We start from the raw sequence: 17451 nt of genomic DNA, 5'->3' as shown, positions 1-17451 counted from the left end.
CCATGGAAGGATTGATGACCTTATGGTCTGAAACAGGGATTGCGAACTTTGAGTTCGGCCAGATCTGTATGATGCTGGTTGGTTGCTTACTGTTGTTTTTGGCAATTCGTAAAGGATTTGAACCGTTACTTCTACTGCCTATTGGTTTTGGTGCTGTATTAGCAAACATTCCAAATGCTGGGTTTACTGATCCAGGTGGTTTGCTCTACTACGTCTACTACATTGGTATTGAGACAGGTATTTTCCCACTGCTGATCTTTATGGGTGTTGGTGCGATGACGGACTTCGGTGCGTTGATTGCGAACCCTAAAACGTTGTGGCTAGGGGCTGCGGCTCAGTTTGGTATCTTCGCGACGCTATTTGGCGCGATCTTGCTGAACTACGTTCCAGGAATGGAGTTCTCGATGGCCGATGCTTCGTCAATTGCGATCATTGGTGGTGCCGATGGCCCAACTGCGATCTTCTTGGCGAGTAAGTTATCTCCGGATCTTTTAGGTGCCATTGCAGTAGCGGCTTATAGCTACATGGCTTTGGTTCCGATCATTCAGCCACCAATCATGAAAGCGTTAACGTCTCCTGAAGAGCGCAAAATTAAGATGGCTCAACTTCGTCACGTTAGCAAAGCCGAGAAGATTCTTTTCCCGCTTGCTGTACTACTGATGACGATTTTGTTCCTACCTTCAGCAACACCTCTAGTTGGTATGTTCTGTTTGGGTAACTTAATGCGTGAAGCGGGTGTGGTTGATCGCCTTTCAAAAACAGCTCAAAACGAACTGATTAACGTTGTAACTATTTTCCTAGGTCTAGGGGTTGGTTCTAAGCTTCAAGCGGATACGTTCTTGAACTTAGAAACATTGGGTATTCTAGGTTTAGGTGCGGTCGCGTTCAGTATCGGTACGGCGGGTGGTGTATTGATGGCTAAGGTGTTGAACCGATTCTCGAAAGAGGACATCAACCCACTGATTGGCGCAGCTGGCGTATCAGCGGTTCCAATGGCGGCACGTGTTGTGAACAAGGTTGGTCTTGAGGCAAACCCTCAGAACTTCTTGTTGATGCATGCAATGGGCCCGAACGTAGCCGGTGTACTTGGTAGTGCGGTTGCGGCGGGTATTCTATTAGCTCTCGTGGGCTAGTGGATTTGCTGGGTCATGTATCGTTACGTTAATTGGTCGTCAATTTACGAATGAGCGGTTAACTTAGCCTTATTAAATGGTTTATAGTCAAAGGGATGCTTTCGCATCCCTTTCTTTTTATTAATTAGGGTGCTTGCTCACTAGGGCTTTTATCAATCAAGGAAATGTGGAAATGGAAAATAAACAGATTGCGATTACTCAATTCGGCGGCGTCGAAAACTTAAGTATTCAAACCAGTGCGATCCCTGAGCCTAAGGCTGGAGAAGTGGTGGTTAAAGTTTCCTTTTCAGGCATTAATCCGATTGATGTCAAAACCCGAGCGGGCCTTGGTTGGGCGGCAGCACAAAACAAAGATAACCTACCTTGGGTACCTGGCTACGATATTTCAGGGCAAATTGTCTCGCTAGGCGAACAGGCTGAACGCTTTACTGTTGGTGATAACGTAGCTGGCTTTATTGGTTTTCCACTGCAAGGTGGCGGTTACAGCCAATATGTGTGTGTTCCAGAAGCTGCATTAAGTATGGTTCCTGATTCTGTCACTCTAGAAGCGGCAGCTGCATTACCACTCGCGAGTCAAACAGCGGCACAAGCGCTCAACAAAGCCGAAGTGAAAGAAGGCGACCGCGTGCTTATCTTGGCGGGCGCGGGCGGCGTTGGTCACCTTGCGGTTCAAATTGCAGTGGCAGCAAAAGCAGAGGTTTACACAACCTGCAGCGAAGCCAACCTTGATTACCTTGCGACGCTAGGTGCTCACGCGATTAACTATAAGTTTGCACCAGCATCAGAAAGAGTATCTGATGTCGATGTGTTGATTGACTTGGTCGGCGGCGATACCGCGCTTGATGCATTGAAGTGCCTAAAAGATGACGCGCGAGTCGTGACTGTGCCGACTCTATCTGCAGAACTTATCTGCGAAAAAGCCACACTATTAGGTTTTACTGCATCAGGCATGCTGGTTGAACCAAGCCCTGAGCAAATGGACACTATGCTTTACATGGTCAGTGTCGGATTACTCAAAACAGAAATTCAAGGTATCTACCAATTAGACGAGGCGCAGTCGGCGCACCTGCAGGTTGAAACCGGACACACCAGAGGCAAGGTGCTACTTAAAATGCAAGAAAGTTGATAGGCAGTGTTAGAATTTTTTAACTCCCTTTTTGAAAATATCGCGCTGTGGTTCTCGGACTCGGCGCTGTGGGTACTCTTCATTAGTGGCTTCTTGAGTGCCACGTTACTCCCCGGTGGTTCAGAAGCTAGCCTTGTGGCTGCATTGAGCTTAGATCAGTTTTCAACCTCATCGATCATTCTAGTGGCGACATTAGGCAATACCTTAGGCGGCCTGACTAACTATTGGATTGGTTTGTGGTTGCCTAATCGAACTCAATCTGAAAAGCATGGTCATAAGGCTATGGCTTGGCTGAGTCGCTATGGCTACTGGACACTGTTATTTAGTTGGTTACCGATCATTGGTGACCCTTTGTGTCTCGTTGCGGGTTGGCTAAGAATGAAATTCATCCCTAGCGTTATTTTGATAGCGATTGGCAAAGCCGCTCGCTATAGCTTACTTGCTGCTATCTACTTCGGTTTTTTCTAAGGAGAACCTATGAAAAAGGTTTTACTTGGTACATTTTCTCTTATCGCCATTGCTGGCTGTTCTTACAATGTACCTAGCTCAACGCCCTTCTTTTCCTCGTTACCTGAAGGTGTCACTCTGTTAGAAGAGGTTAAGCCCTCTAAAGATAAAGTAGTGATTCCTTACACCAAGTATCAGCTTGAAAACGGTCTGACAGTTATTCTTTCCCCTGATGATTCCGATCCGTTGGTGCATGTTGATGTAACTTATCACGTCGGTTCAGCACGTGAAGAGATAGGCAAGTCGGGATTTGCTCACTTCTTTGAGCACATGATGTTCCAGGGTTCAGAGAACGTTGGTGACCAACAGCACTTTAAGATCATTACCGAAGCGGGTGGCTCGTTAAACGGCACGACCAACCGTGACCGCACCAACTATTTTGAAACTGTTCCTTCTAACCAACTTGAGAAAATGTTGTGGTTAGAATCAGACCGAATGGGCTTCTTGTTGGATGCTGTTTCTCAGAAGAAATTTGAGGTTCAAAGAGGCACGGTCAAGAACGAGCGAGCGCAGAGCTACGAAAATCGTCCTTACGGCTTGATGTGGGAACGCATGGGCGAAGCGCTTTACCCTGAAGGTCACCCTTACTCTTGGCAACCAATCGGCTATGTTGAAGATCTTGACCGTGTTGACGTGAATGATCTTAAAGCGTTCTTCCTGCGTTGGTACGGCCCAAACAATGCCGTGTTAACGATTGGTGGTGATATCGACGTTGATGACACGCTAGAATGGGTTAACAAGTACTTTGGTTCAATTCCTCAAGGCCCTGAAGTGAAGGCGGCAGAGAAGCAACCTGCTGTTCTAACAGAAGATAAATACATCACCTTAGAAGACAATATTCGTCAGCCGATGGTGCTGGTGGGGTGGCCAACAACGTATCGCGGTGAAGAGACGCAAGCTTCACTGAATGCATTGTCTAACGTGTTAGGTTCAGGTACCAACAGTTACCTATATCAAAACCTCGTAAAAACGCAGAAGGCCGTCAGCGCTGGCTCTTTCCATGATTGTGCTGAGTTGGCGTGTACCATGTACGTGTATGCAATGGGCAACTCAGGTGAAAAAGGCGATTTGACGGTTCTCAATAAAGAGCTGATGGATACCCTGGAGCAATTCTCGAAAGAGGGCGTTGAGCAAGAGCGTTTAGACCAGATCACTGGCATGGCCGAAGCGAATGCTGTTTTTGCATTGCAAAGCGTTAAAGGTAAGGTGTCGCAACTCGCGTCGAACCAAACCTTCTATGGTCAGCCTGATCGCATTGAATCACAACTCGATCAAATCCGAGCGGTGACGCCTGAGAGCGTGAGCAAGGCATACCAAGATTTCATCGAAGGTAAGCACAAGGTTACCTTGAGTGTGGTTCCTAAGAAAAAGCTCGATTTGGCGGTTCGTGAAGCGACCTTTACCACGCCACCACGTACGTTGCCGGAATACAGCAAGGTGACGGAAGATCAACTGGATTTCAGAAAGGCACCGGATACCTTTGATCGCAGTGTGATGCCAGAAGTGAACTTTGGTGTTGAGGCGACCATGCCTGAGTTGTACCGCATGCACTTTGCAAATGGCACTGACTTAATTGGTACCGTGACCAGTGAAACGCCGACAGTACAGCTGCAAATTCAATTGCCTGCAGGCGAACGCTATGTTCGCAAAGGGCAAGAAGGCCTAGCGAACCTAACGGCTTCGATGATGGAAGAAGGCTCAACTAAACGAACCGTTGAAGAGTTACAAGCGACCTTAGATAAACTTGGTAGCAGCGTGAGCATTAGTGCGGGCAGCTACACCACAGATATTTCAGTCTCGACGCTAGAGAAAAACTTGCCTCAAACCTTAGCGATTGTGCAAGAGGTTCTATTCGATCCTATGTTCGATGAGCAAGATTTTGAGCGCGTTAAGAAACAGATGCTAGAAGGCGTTGTGTATCAGCATCAGCAGCCAAGCTGGATGGCTTCTCAAGCAACCCGTGAAGTGCTGTTTGGTGACACTGTTTTTGCTCGTGCAAGTGATGGTACTAAGGAATCTCTATCGAAATTGACCTTAGACGATGTGAAAAAATTCTATGCGCAACATTACACACCAGAAGGTGCCAATATTGTTGTGGTGGGAGACATCTCGAAGAAAGAGGTAGGGAAACAGCTACAATTCTTTGAAGAGTGGCAAGGCGATGCGGCACCATTAACGCGTCCACAGATCGTTAAAGAGCTTTCTGGTCAGCACCTGTACTTAGTTGATAAACCGGGTGCGCCGCAAAGCATTGTTCGCTTGGTTCGTAAGGGCCTGCCGTTTGATGCGACGGGCGAATTGTATTTGAGCCAGTTAACTAACTTTAACTTAGCGGGCAACTTCAATAGCCGTATCAACCAGAACCTACGTGAAGACAAAGCCTACACTTACGGTGCAAGCGGTTACTTCGCAAGTACTCGTGAAACTGGCGCAGTGGTATTTAGCGCGCAGGTAAGGGCGAATGCGACGGTTCCATCGATTCAAGAGTTTATTAATGAGCTGAATGAGTTTAGCCAAAGTGGATTAACTGACGAAGAGGTGAAATTTATGCGCCTTGCCGTCGGTCAACAAGATGCACTTAAATACGAAACGCCAAGTCAAAAGGCGGGGTTGTTGAGTAATATTGTTGCATTGAGCCTTGATGAAGATTACCTACAACAGCGTAATCAGATAGTTGAAACGGTTTCAAAAGAGACCTTAAACGAGCTATCTAAGAAATGGTTTGACCCGAATGATTATCAAATAATCGTTGTTGGTGACGCGACTTCGCTTCGCCCGCAATTAGAAAAGTTAGATATTCCAATAGAAGAGCTTGAAATCATTCGTTAGAGTACACATTAAAGGGGGAGGGAAGAGACTCTACTTTTCTCCTCCAACCTAATTTATGATAGTTCTAATCAGAACAATATAAGATAAGTGAACTGAATTTTGACTGATTTTGCTGCGCGACTAAAGCAAGTTGCAACCAACCCTAAGACCTTCTCTCAATTTGGTCGTGGTGTTGAAAGGGAAACATTACGCTACACGGAAGATGGGCACCTTGCTACTGGGCCGCACCCTGAGGCTTTGGGATCTGCGTTGATGAACGAATGGGTAACGACCGATTTCTCTGAGTCGCTACTGGAATTTATCACGCCTGTTTCTAACGACGTTCCGACGCTTTTGAATCAGTTGTCTGATATCCACCACTTCACGCAAACCAAGTTAGACGGCGAAAAACTATGGCCGCTTTCTATGCCTTGTTACGTTGGCAGTGAAGATTACATTCAGCTAGCGCAATACGGCACCTCTAATAACGGTAAGATGAAGACCCTATATCGTGAAGGCCTAAAACGTCGTTACGGTAGCCTGATGCAGATTATCTCTGGTGTTCACTTCAACTTCTCTTTCCCAGAAAGCTTTTGGGATAGCCTGTTTGGAGAGCAAACTGAAGAAGCGCGTTGTGAATCTAAGTCAGATGCTTACTTTGGTTTGATTCGTAACTACTACCGCTTTGGTTGGTTAATCCCATACTTCTTCGGTGCTTCACCTGCGCTATGTTCTTCTTTCATCAAAGGAAGAGAGACAAACCTGCCTTTTGAAAAGATTGGCGAGACACTGTATCTGCCAAAAGCAACGGCACTGCGCCTGAGCGACCTTGGCTACACGAACAGTGCGCAAAGTGTGTTGAAGATTGGTTTCAACAGCCTAGACCAATACCTTGAAGGTTTGAATCAAGCGATTCGCACACCATCAGAAGAATTTGCCGAGATTGGCACTAAGGTTGATGGTGAATACCGTCAGTTGAATAGCAACGTACTGCAAATTGAAAATGAGCTTTACGCTCCAATCCGCCCTAAGCGTGTGGCGAAGAGTGGTGAGAAACCATCTGAAGCGTTGGCTCGCGGAGGTGTTGAGTACATCGAGGTGCGTTCTCTCGATGTAAACCCATTCAGCTCAATCGGTATCACCGAACAGCAAGTTCGCTTCTTGGATCTATTCCTAACGTGGAGTGTACTAACAGACTCTGCTGAGATGGATAACTGCGAACTTGAGTGCTGGCGCGACAACTGGAACAAGGTGATCTTAGAAGGTCGTCAAGCTGGTCTAGAGCTGCAAATTGGTTGTCATGGCGAGCGCTTGTCTCTGCAAGATTGGGCGAAGCGTGTATTTAAAGATCTACGCTCTATTGCCGAAATGATGGACGCAGAACAAGGCGGTCGTGCATACCAAGAAACATGCGATACGCTTGAGGCTTGGATTGATAACCCTGAGCTAACTATTTCTGGCCAGTTGCTAGAAGAGACCAAAAAATTGGGCGGCTTAGGTAAAGTGGGTTGCGCGTTAGGTAAAACGTACGCTCAGCAACACAAAGCTCACCAATACAAAGTATATTCAGCTGAGTTGATGGAAGCAGAAGTTCAACGTTCTGTGATTGCTCAGCAACAAAGTGAAGAAGCAAGCACTCAAGATTTTGATAGCTTCTTAGCGGATTATTTTTCGTATTTAAAAGCATAGCGAGACTTTGGTGGAAAGGAAGCAAGCCTTATTAGGTCAGCCTACTCGAGTGAGTAGTAAATGGTTACCTGTAGTGACTGTTGGTGTTGTCTCTAGCCTGTTGGTTGGATGTGCAACGCCACCGCCAAAGCAGCAAGATAATTTGTGTAGCATCTTTCGAGAGCACCCTTCATGGTATGAAGATGCCTTGGATATGCAAGAAGAATGGGGAACGCCGATTAACGTTGCGATGGCTTTTGTGAAACAAGAGAGTAGCTATCGTCATGATGCGCGCCCACCTAAAGATTACATTCTTGGCTTTATACCGTGGGGGCGTGTAAGCAGTGCCTACGGTTATGCACAAGCTCAAGATCCTGCTTGGGAAGACTTCCAAAAGGCGACCAATAACGGTGGTTCAAGAACCAACTTTGATGATGCATTGATGTTCATCGGTTGGTATACCAGCGAGACGCGTCGTCAATTGGGCATCTCACTATGGGACCCATATAACCAATACCTGGCTTATCATGAAGGCCGTGGTGGTTATAAGCGTAAGTCATACAACAGCAAGCCATCGCTAATTAAGGTGGCGCGCAAAGTCGAACAGCAAGCAAAAGATTATGGATGGCAGCTGAAACAGTGCCGCAAAGAACTAGAAGACAATCGAAGCTGGTTTTTCTAAAGCCAGCCGTCATGGAGAAGAGCAATGCCTTTATTAGATAGTTTCACTGTTGATCACACACGCATGAACGCACCTGCCGTTCGTGTTGCTAAAACAATGCAAACCCCAAAAGGGGATACCATCACTGTGTTTGACCTGCGTTTTACTGCGCCAAACAAAGACATCCTATCTGAGAAAGGTATCCATACTCTAGAGCACCTATATGCTGGTTTCATGCGTAATCAATTGAACGGTTCAGATGTAGAGATCATCGATATCTCACCGATGGGCTGTCGCACTGGTTTCTACATGAGCCTGATTGGTACGCCTACAGAACAACAAGTGGCTGACGGTTGGTTGGCAGCGATGCAAGACGTACTGAAAGTTGAGAACCAGAATAAGATCCCTGAGCTGAACGAATACCAATGTGGTACCGCGGCAATGCACTCTTTGGATGAAGCGAAAGAGATCGCGAATGCGATCATCGCTGCAGGCATCTCTGTAAACAAGAATGATGAACTGGCACTGCCAGAGTCTATGCTGCAAGAGCTTAAGATCGACTAGTCATTGATAGCTACCCTAGATAGGGCGAGTTAGATACTAAAAGGCCCGGTTCAATGAACCGGGTCTTTTGTTTATGTGAGCTTCAGTGATAACTCAGTTAGCCGTTCACGATCTGTGGGAACACGCGAACCAGTTTGATGCGGTTCTCTTCAAGCTCAACAATTTCCATTGGGTGGCTGGCAACCTGAACACTCAGGTGACTCTCAGGAATATCTTCAAGATGTTCCAGTATCAAACCATTCAGCGTTCTTGGGCCATCGGTAGGCAGTGCCCACTGTAAGCCTTTGTTGATATCTCGGATATTGGCACTGCCTTCAATCAAGAAGCTGCCATCGCTTTGCGGAGTAATCTCTTCAGATAAGCTTGGGGTGATTGAGGTGGTAAACTCACCTACGATCTCTTCTAGAATATCTTCTAATGTAACCAAACCATTGATGTCGCCATACTCATCAACAATCAAACCGATGCGCTGCTTATTGCGTTGAAACTTAAGCAGTTGAATATTGAGTGGTGTCGCTTCAGGAATAAAGTAGATCTCATCCGCGGCACGCAACAGGGTTTCTTTATTGAATTCGTTCTTTTCAAGCATCAGACGGTAAGCTTCACGCAGCCTAAGCATGCCGACCACTTCATCTATTTGGTCACGGTACAGCACTACGCGACCATGAGGCGAGTGGGTAAGTTGACGAACGATCGATTTCCAGTCGTCATTGATGTCGATACCAGTAATCTCATTACGCGGCACCATGATGTCGTTCACGGTGACGTGCTCTAAATCCAGAATAGACACCAACATATCTTGGTGACGTTGAGGGATTAAGCTACCGGCTTCATTTACCACGGTTCTAAGCTCTTCGGAGCTCAAGTGGTCGGTTGCATCATGGCTGGCTTTAACGCCTAAGATACGAATGAAGCCGTTGGTAATGAAGTTCACTAAGATCACCAATGGTGATAGCACCTTCATCAGTATCATCAAAAGGATACTACTCGCGTAAGAGACACGTTCAGGAAATAGAGAAGCGATGGTCTTTGGGGTTACCTCGGCGAATACTAGGATCACGAGAGTCAGGGTACCAGTAGCGATAGCCACACCGATATCCCCGTAGATGCGCATACCAAGAATAGTAGCGATCGCAGATGCAAGAATGTTGACGAGATTGTTGCCGATGAGGATGAGGCCAATCAATCTGTCTGGGCGGTTCAGAAGTTTTTCTACACGTTTGGCACCTTTATGACCCGTATTGGCCAAGTGCTTTAAACGGTAGCGGTTCAGGGACATCATGCCCGTTTCGGAACCAGAGAAATAACCAGAAATTACAATGAGACACGCGAGTAGCGCAAATAAGATACCCGTTGATATGTCGTCCAAAACTATTCTTTTCCTATTTGTGTATCTTGATTAATTTATGACCGAACATGGTCGAGATGTCAATTGAATGTATTGCACTCAATATTTTAAAGGCAAGGTATGTGAGACCTTGCCTTTATTTTACAGACTAGTTCAGGATGATTTCCTGGACGAAGCGGCTACCGAAGTAGGCTAATGTGAGCATGCTGGCGCCGGCCAGTGCGAACCAAGTGACTTTCTGTCCACGCCAACCTTTCTGATAGTGACCCCACAGAAGGATGGAGTAGATAACCCAAGCGATAAAAGACAACACAGCCTTGTGTGCCTTTCCTTGAGCAAACATATCTTGCACGAAGATGAGACCCGTTAACAAGGTACCTGTTAATAAGCCATTACCAATCAAAATGATCTTGAAAAGCTGTCTTTCCACCATCATTAAAGGAGGTAGGTTAGGGTTTATCACTAAGGCTTTTTTCTTTTTAAGTTTGTGATCTAGCCACGCAAGTTGCAGGGCGTATAGCGCACCGATAGTTAACGTTGCGTATGAGAATAGAGCCAAAGAGATGTGCACGAGCAGTTTTGGGTCATTCTCTAGATGTTTGATGAAGGTGCTTGGAAGAAAAGTGGCAGCCATCAAGTTCAGCGCAGCGAAGCTATAGACGACGGGTAAGATAAACCACAGACGGGTTTTGAGCATTGCACCGCTCATTACCACAGATATGATTAAACTGATTAATGAAGCAACGTTCAAGATACTGAGGTTTTGGCCACTGGCATTAAAAATCAAATCGTCAAGCAACCAAGCATGGAAAGCTAGAGCAAGTAATGCGCTGATAAACACCGTTTTTACACGGATTCCTGTTTGGTGCACGAGACCTGGAATGATCGTGGAAATCGCCATTGTATAAAGAAAGGCTGCTGCGATCGCAATAAGACTGTCCATGGTATCCATTTTAATGATTACTAATTGGCGAATTATACCTCGCATCGCTCTTTGGGGCTATGGCGAACCTCATTCAATTCCAAGTGAATAATGTCTCACATCACAAGCACGGATGATTAACGCTCTACAACGGGTATGACTCTAATCCGCGCTAATGTATACTCACAGTAATAGTCGCAGTTTTGAGCGAAGAGAAAACTATGTTTGATAATTTAACGGATCGTCTATCCAAAACGCTGAAGAACATCAGCGGTAAAGGTCGTCTGACCGAAGACAATATTAAAGAGACGCTGCGTGAAGTACGTATGGCGCTACTTGAAGCCGACGTTGCACTGCCCGTTGTCCGCGATTTTGTTAAGCGCGTAAAAGAAGGCGCTGTGGGTGTTGAGGTTTCTAAATCTCTAACGCCTGGTCAAGAATTCATTAAGATCGTTCAAGCTGAACTTGAAGCGGTGATGGGTGAGTCTAACGAGGCTCTTAACCTAGCAGCGCAGCCGCCAGCCGTTATCTTAATGGCGGGTCTACAAGGTGCGGGTAAAACCACATCGGTAGGTAAGCTATCTAAGCTTCTAACTGAGCGTGACAAGAAGAAAGTCTTGGTTGTGTCTGCCGACGTTTACCGTCCAGCGGCAATCAAACAGCTTGAAACGTTAGCAAGCGATGTTGGCGTAGACTTCTTCCCATCTTCAGCTGATCAAAAACCTCTTGATATTGCAAACGCTGCAATCGACTACGCGAAGAAGAAATTCTACGACGTGCTACTTGTCGATACTGCGGGTCGTTTGGCTATCGATGAAGAGATGATGGGCGAGATCAAAGAGCTTCATACTGCAATTAAACCAGTAGAGACACTGTTCGTTGTTGATGCAATGACAGGTCAAGATGCTGCGAACACTGCAAAAGCCTTTGGTGATGCGCTACCACTAACCGGTGTTATCTTGACGAAAGTTGATGGTGATGCGCGTGGTGGTGCTGCTCTGTCTGTTCGTCATATCACAGGCAAGCCGATTAAATTCTTGGGTGTTGGTGAAAAGACTGACGCACTAGAACCGTTCCACCCAGATCGTGTTGCTTCTCGTATCTTAGGTATGGGCGACGTACTGTCTCTTATTGAAGACCTACAGAAAAACGTTGATACCGAGAAAGCAGAGAAACTGGCTAAGAAGTTCAAAGAGAAGAAAGGCTTTGACCTTGAAGACTTCCGTGAACAACTAGGTCAGATGCAAAACATGGGCGGCATGATGGGCATGATGGATAAGCTTCCAGGCATGTCTCAGCTACCAGATAACGTTAAAGATAAAGTTGATGACAAGATGTTCAAGCAAATGGAAGCGATCATCAACTCTATGACCATGAAAGAGCGTCAACGCCCTGACCTAATCAAAGGCTCTCGCAAAAAGCGTATTGCCGCTGGTTCTGGTACACAGGTACAAGATGTAAACCGTATGCTTAAGCAGTTCACCCAAATGCAGAAGATGATGAAGAAGATGCAGAAAGGTGGCATGAAAGGCATGATGCGCAACATGCAAGGCATGATGGGCGGCGGTGGAGGTATGGGCGGAATGGGTGGTGGCTTTAACCCGTTTGGTCGATAATCTACAAATGTAAGCTTTAGCTACGTTACTTTTCATAGTGTTAGCCGTGTCACAGAAAGTGTACGGCAGCTATGTTGGTGAAAAAATAACTAAAGCCCTTGCATTGCACCGGAATAAGAGTAAAATTCCGGGGCTTTAATTTGGCACGAGACCCCAAGCTATTTACTTATACTTGGGGTTAATTATTTTATTAAGAAAGCAAAGAGGACGACATGGTAACCATTCGTTTGGCACGTCACGGTGCAAAGAAGCGCCCATTTTATCAAATCGTAGTTGCGGATAGCCGTAACGCTGCAACTGGCCGTTTCATCGAGAAAGTAGGTTTCTTTAACCCTACAGCTCAAGGTCAAGAAGAAGGTCTACGTCTAGACCTAGATCGTGTTAACCACTGGGTTGGTCAAGGCGCATCTCTATCTGATCGTGTAGCTAAGCTAGTTAAAGACGCTCAAAAAGCGGCTTAATTCTTTTTTAAAGAGAAATAGCTTATGTCGATGAAGGGTAAAGAAACTATGAGCGAGCAAAACAATAGAATTGTCATGGGTAAACTTGGGTCTACCTATGGTATTCGTGGCTGGCTTAAAGTGTTCTCCTACACAGACAATGCTGAAAGCATATTTGATTACAGCCCTTGGTATTTAAACCTAAAGGGTAAGTGGGTTGAGTACAAAGTTGAGAGCTGGAAACGTCATGGCCAAGGTTATGTATGTAAGCTAGCGGGATTAGATGTTCGTGAAGACGCGCAACTGATGACTAACTTTGAAATTGCTATTGACCCTGCTTCGTTACCTGAATTGTCAGAAGATGAATTCTACTGGCGCGAATTGTTCGGTATGCAAGTTTTTACCACTAAAGGTTACGACCTTGGTGAGGTCACTGACCTATTAGAAACTGGCTCGAACGATGTTCTAGTAATCAAAGCAAATCTTAAAGATGCTTTTGGCCAAAAGGAACGGTTAGTACCGTACCTTGAAGAGCAAGTGATCAAGAAAGTTGATCGCGAAGCTCGCCGGATCGAAGTTGACTGGGATCCTGGATTCTAACTCCAAATTACAGAGCGAGAGAACACATGTGGGTTGGCATTATTAGCCTTTTTCCTGAAATGTTCCGTTCTGTTACTGATTTTGGAGTAACAGGTCAAGCGGTTAAAAAAGGTCTTTTATCTATTGAGACATGGAATCCTCGTGATTTCACTCATGATAAACATCGCACTGTTGATGACAGACCTTACGGTGGTGGTCCTGGCATGTTAATGATGGTTCAGCCTTTGCGCGACGCTATCAAAACTGCCAAGCAAGCAGCACCGGGAAAGACGAAAGTCATCTATCTTTCACCTCAAGGTCGTAAACTCGACCAGAAAGGTGTTGAAGAGCTGGCAACAAACGAGAATTTACTTCTTATTTGTGGTCGCTATGAAGGGGTAGATGAGCGCATCATTGAATCTGAAGTTGACGAAGAATGGTCGATTGGAGATTTTGTGATGACGGGTGGCGAACTGCCAGCCATGACGCTGATTGATTCAGTATCTCGGTTTGTTCCGGGTGTACTTGGAGATTTCGCTTCAGCAGAAGAAGATTCTTTTGCAAATGGTTTGCTAGATTGTCCCCATTATACGCGCCCTGAGGTGCTAGACGATAAAGATGTACCATCGGTACTCAAGTCTGGAAACCATAAGGACATTCGTCGCTGGCGATTAAAACAATCGTTGGGCCGAACTTGGCTAAGAAGACCAGAACTCCTGGAAAACCTAGCTCTGACTGACGAACAGGAACAATTACTGGCTGAATTCATTAAAGAGCAACGCTCTTAACGAAAAGCAAGCAGTAACCTATTAAATTTAGTATCAGTTTATTCTAGGAATTTATACAAATGAGCAACATCATCAAGGCTCTTGAAGAAGAGCAACTAAAATCAGACCTTCCTAAATTCGCACCAGGTGACACTGTTGTAGTTCAGGTTAAGGTAAAAGAAGGTGACCGTGAGCGTCTACAGGCTTTCGAAGGCGTTGTAATCGCTATTCGTAACCGTGGTCTACACTCTGCATTCACAGTTCGTAAGATCTCGAACGGTGAAGGCGTAGAGCGTGCGTTCCAAACTCACTCTCCAATGGTTGATAGCATCGAAGTTAAACGCCGTGGTGCAGTACGTCGTGCCAAGTTGTACTACCTACGTGAGCGTTCTGGTAAGTCAGCTCGTATTAAAGAGAAGCTTACTAAGAAGTAATTCTTTTTGCATTCTATCGATAAAAGCGGAGCCATTTGGCTCCGCTTTTTTGTGTCTGTTATTTGGAGCTTAGCAGGTAAGAGATCCCCAATTCGCTCGTACCTCACTCTTGAGGATGACAAACCAGACGAAACTCATATTTAACCGTCATTCCCTAGACTGACGAAGGAAGGAGTAGGGAATCTCTACTAGCGCCGTGTTATAGGCAATAAAAAAGGATTGACGTTAAACGCCAACCCTTCAAAATTTACTCGCTACTCGCTACTCGCTACTCGCTACTCGCTACTCGCTACTCGCTACTCGCTACTCGCTACTCGCTTAGTGCGGATCTTCCGACCAACCATCGCTATCTGACATATCTGGTGCGCCAGCGATGCTGTTCTCTTCGTCTGCCCATTCACCGAAATCAATCATCTGACATTGCTTGCTGCAAAACGGGCGGTGCGGGCTTTGTTCGCCCCATTCAACGTCAGCATTACATTGAGGGCATTTAACGATGGTGATTTTCTTCGACATAGTGATTCTTAATTTGAAGGTGTAATAATAGTGAGTTTAGGCTCGAGTGAAGACTCAAGCCAAACTAAAAAAAGAAAATTAATTAGGTGCAGATAGCCAATTCAAATTCAATGTCTTGAGTACAGGCTTGCCCTGTTTCAAAGCTCATGAACTTAACAGCAAAGCGGTTCTTGTGACCTGAGATCATCGGGTAGGCACCGTATTGCATTGGAATAGATAGACGAAGGATATTCGCTTCATCGGCATCGCTCTGGAAGAAGCCAGCGCGAGCGATTTGCTCTTTGAAGTGACCCGTCTCTCTGGTGAGCTTCAACCACAGTGTTAGCGCTTCATACAGAGGCTGTAAGCTGTCCATCCAAGCTTTAGCATCTCGCATTCTCTTATCAAGAGGAAGGTGCAGCCAATAATGCAGTGCCGGTAAATCAAAGCAGCATGAGCCACCTGGAAGATTAAAGCGTTGGCGAATGGCACTCAGGAAGCGGTCTTCCTTAAGTGACTGGCCAAAACGCTCTGCCTGCATCAGATCACGATAGATGTTACCAATGTCATTAAGCAGTGATGTCAGCATCTCTTGATCGACACCTTCAACATCCAACCAACTTTTGTAGGTTACACGTTGCTTCTCAATATCTTTTGCCAGTTCGCTCTTGAGTTGGATCTGTTCGAAGATTTCAATCAGATCAAAGATGGAACGGAAAAAGAGTTGATACTGTTGAGCATCGGAAAATGTAGAAGACAAGTGTAGCTGCCTCAAGAGTGATTCGACTCTTAAGTAGATGCGTGTTTTCTCATTTAGAGGATGTTCAAATTTATGGGTGATCATCGAGCAAACCTTCATTCAACATTGTTCTATTCTGACCCATCTACAGCACTGATTGCCAGATACTTTTGATGTAAATCTGTGATTTGAGGCAAAAGTTCTTGGTTTTTAGTATGGTTTTTAATCACGTCATCTGCAACTGCTAAGCGTTGTTCTCTTGAAGCCTGTGATTTTAAAATTGATGCAACTTGTTCCCTAGAAACATTGTCACGACTCATCGTACGTTCTATTTGAACTTCTGCTGGCACATCAACAATTAATACGCGATCGGCCATGCCTTGCATTTGGTTTTCCACCAATAGCGGTGCAACTAATAAACCATACGGGGATGTGATTTTAGACAGGTCACTGTCAATTTTGTCACGGATCATGGGATGAAGGAGGTCATTGAGCCACAGCTTCTGTTTGGGATCTGAGAAGATTAGCTCACGCAGTTTACTTCGGTTGAGCGTGCCATCTTCAAGTAAGATAGCCTCCCCAAAATGAGCAGTAATCTGTTTGAGACCTTCGCTGCCCAGTGCTACGACTTCACGAGCCACAATATCAGCATCGACAATATCAATATTAAAATGTTCATTGAAGAGGTTAGCAACTGTGGTTTTTCCACTGGCGATACCACCACTTAATCCGATAATGATTGCCATGGTTAAATTCCTAGTACAGAAGTGAAATACCAGCCCATGATGTCGTTGCCCCACATCAAACTCACCCAACCCGCAATTGCAAGGTAAGGGCCAAATGGAAAGGCTTTATCGATGCCTTGCTGTTTCAGGCGAAGTTGAATTAAACCAAACACAAGGCCTACCAGCGAAGATAAAAGGATGATCATCGGTAGGTGTTGCCAACCAAGCCATGCACCAAGCGCAGCCAGGAGTTTGAAGTCACCGTAACCCATGCCTTCTTTACCTGTTAGCAGTTTGAACAACCAATAAACAGACCATAAAGCGAGGTAACCAGCCATTGCGCCAACCACGGAATCTTGCAGCGATACTGGGCCGATATTAAACAGTGCTAATGCGATACCGGACCATACCAAAGGCAAGGTGATTTGATCAGGCAACAACATGGTATCGAGATCGATAAAGGTCGCGGTAATCAGTGCGAAGGTGAAAAGAATCAAAGCAATGGCGTAGTAACTGAAACCAAAGTGGCTAGCAACCATTGTGCAAAGTATTGCTGTAAGCAGTTCGACCAAAGGGTAGCGAGCACTGATTGGATTAGCGCAGCTGTGGCACTTACCCTTTAAGAGCAACCAGCTTAACACTGGGATATTGTCGACGATTCTTAATTGGGTTTTGCATTTCGGGCAGGTTGAACGAGGAATGCTGAGATTGAACTTTCCCTCTGGCGCTGGAATTTTATATTGAGAGAAATATTCCGAGCACTCTTGTTGCCATTCGCGTTCCATCATAATCGGTAAACGGTGTATGACTACGTTGAGGAAGCTGCCGATAAGAAGGCTAAAAATGAAAGCTAATACGGGGAATAGCCAAGGATAGTAGTGAAATACTTCCATAGTGTCCTTTACCACTTAATCAAGGT

At 45.6% G+C, this 17451-nt stretch carries 18 protein-coding genes; 12 read left to right on the top strand and 6 right to left on the bottom strand.

Annotated elements, in window-relative coordinates:
- Positions 1 to 2 precede the first annotated feature (2 nt).
- The 7 genes from BCU07_RS10710 (at position 3) to luxS (ending at position 8467) form a co-directional block, all read left to right on the top strand.
- A complete protein-coding gene (locus BCU07_RS10710) occupies positions 3 to 1133 on the top strand; it encodes a sodium ion-translocating decarboxylase subunit beta (RefSeq protein ID WP_019825842.1) in 1131 nt (376 codons plus the stop codon).
- Between the two features lie 172 nt (positions 1134 to 1305).
- Complete coding sequence (locus tag BCU07_RS10705) at positions 1306 to 2259, top strand: NADP-dependent oxidoreductase (protein ID WP_102319878.1); 954 nt, start codon at positions 1306 to 1308, stop codon at positions 2257 to 2259.
- Between the two features lie 6 nt (positions 2260 to 2265).
- Positions 2266 to 2727, top strand: a complete 462-nt coding sequence (locus BCU07_RS10700) for a YqaA family protein (RefSeq protein WP_102428515.1) — start codon at positions 2266 to 2268, stop codon at positions 2725 to 2727.
- A gap of 9 nt (positions 2728 to 2736) precedes the next feature.
- Positions 2737 to 5595 (top strand): M16 family metallopeptidase, encoded by a 2859-nt coding sequence (locus BCU07_RS10695; protein ID WP_102428514.1) that lies wholly within the window; start codon positions 2737 to 2739, stop codon positions 5593 to 5595.
- A 99-nt stretch (positions 5596 to 5694) separates the two neighbouring features.
- Positions 5695 to 7263: a glutamate--cysteine ligase gene (gene gshA, locus BCU07_RS10690; protein WP_102428513.1), complete on the top strand. Its 1569-nt coding sequence runs from the start codon at positions 5695 to 5697 to the stop codon at positions 7261 to 7263.
- A 10-nt stretch (positions 7264 to 7273) separates the two neighbouring features.
- Entirely contained in the window at positions 7274 to 7924 is a 651-nt protein-coding gene (locus BCU07_RS10685) for a hypothetical protein (RefSeq protein ID WP_017629422.1), read from the top strand.
- Positions 7925 to 7948: 24 nt separating this feature from the next.
- Entirely contained in the window at positions 7949 to 8467 is a 519-nt protein-coding gene (gene luxS, locus BCU07_RS10680) for an S-ribosylhomocysteine lyase (protein ID WP_017056597.1), read from the top strand.
- 97 nt (positions 8468 to 8564) lie between these two features.
- On the opposite strand, the gene BCU07_RS10675 is transcribed toward luxS, so the two are convergent.
- Positions 8565 to 9836 carry an HlyC/CorC family transporter gene (locus BCU07_RS10675; protein ID WP_017063233.1) on the bottom strand — a complete coding sequence of 424 codons (1272 nt, stop codon included), beginning with the start codon at positions 9834 to 9836 and terminating at the stop codon, positions 8565 to 8567.
- A 127-nt stretch (positions 9837 to 9963) separates the two neighbouring features.
- The gene (locus tag BCU07_RS10670) at positions 9964 to 10758 is read right to left on the bottom strand and encodes an inner membrane protein YpjD (protein WP_102331964.1); all 795 of its coding nucleotides are present in this window, start codon (positions 10756 to 10758) and stop codon (positions 9964 to 9966) included.
- A 200-nt stretch (positions 10759 to 10958) separates the two neighbouring features.
- On the opposite strand from BCU07_RS10670, the gene ffh reads away from it, so the two are divergent.
- The 5 genes from ffh to rplS all read left to right on the top strand — a co-directional run bounded on the left by ffh (position 10959) and on the right by rplS (position 14573).
- Positions 10959 to 12353, top strand: coding sequence for a signal recognition particle protein (gene ffh / locus BCU07_RS10665; protein ID WP_102428512.1), 1395 nt, complete (start codon positions 10959 to 10961; stop codon positions 12351 to 12353).
- Between the two features lie 212 nt (positions 12354 to 12565).
- A complete protein-coding gene (gene rpsP / locus BCU07_RS10660) occupies positions 12566 to 12814 on the top strand; it encodes a 30S ribosomal protein S16 (RefSeq protein WP_004410028.1) in 249 nt (82 codons plus the stop codon).
- Positions 12815 to 12838: 24 nt separating this feature from the next.
- A complete protein-coding gene (gene rimM / locus BCU07_RS10655; RefSeq protein WP_017063236.1) occupies positions 12839 to 13393 on the top strand; it encodes a ribosome maturation factor RimM in 555 nt (184 codons plus the stop codon).
- 26 nt (positions 13394 to 13419) lie between these two features.
- Positions 13420 to 14160 (top strand): tRNA (guanosine(37)-N1)-methyltransferase TrmD, encoded by a 741-nt coding sequence (gene trmD / locus BCU07_RS10650; protein WP_102319880.1) that lies wholly within the window; start codon positions 13420 to 13422, stop codon positions 14158 to 14160.
- 59 nt (positions 14161 to 14219) lie between these two features.
- Positions 14220 to 14573, top strand: coding sequence for a 50S ribosomal protein L19 (rplS, locus tag BCU07_RS10645; protein WP_004735514.1), 354 nt, complete (start codon positions 14220 to 14222; stop codon positions 14571 to 14573).
- 318 nt (positions 14574 to 14891) lie between these two features.
- Here the strand turns inward: rplS and yacG are convergent, their stop codons facing one another.
- The 4 genes from yacG to BCU07_RS10625 form a co-directional block, all read right to left on the bottom strand.
- Positions 14892 to 15089 (bottom strand): DNA gyrase inhibitor YacG, encoded by a 198-nt coding sequence (gene yacG, locus BCU07_RS10640; protein ID WP_004735515.1) that lies wholly within the window; start codon positions 15087 to 15089, stop codon positions 14892 to 14894.
- 82 nt (positions 15090 to 15171) lie between these two features.
- Positions 15172 to 15912, bottom strand: coding sequence for a cell division protein ZapD (gene zapD, locus BCU07_RS10635; protein WP_017063237.1), 741 nt, complete (start codon positions 15910 to 15912; stop codon positions 15172 to 15174).
- Positions 15913 to 15938: 26 nt separating this feature from the next.
- Positions 15939 to 16553, bottom strand: coding sequence for a dephospho-CoA kinase (coaE, locus tag BCU07_RS10630; RefSeq protein WP_102428511.1), 615 nt, complete (start codon positions 16551 to 16553; stop codon positions 15939 to 15941).
- 2 nt (positions 16554 to 16555) lie between these two features.
- A complete protein-coding gene (locus BCU07_RS10625; RefSeq protein ID WP_017065897.1) occupies positions 16556 to 17425 on the bottom strand; it encodes a prepilin peptidase in 870 nt (289 codons plus the stop codon).
- Positions 17426 to 17451: the final 26 nt, after the last annotated feature.

Origin of the sequence: Vibrio sp. 10N.261.54.E10, from assembly GCF_002877735.2 — a bacterium.
In the GTDB taxonomy this organism is placed as follows: Bacteria; Pseudomonadota; Gammaproteobacteria; order Enterobacterales; family Vibrionaceae; genus Vibrio; species Vibrio crassostreae_C.
Note: the sequence above shows the minus strand (reverse complement) of the source record. Positions and strands in the feature narration are given on the sequence as shown.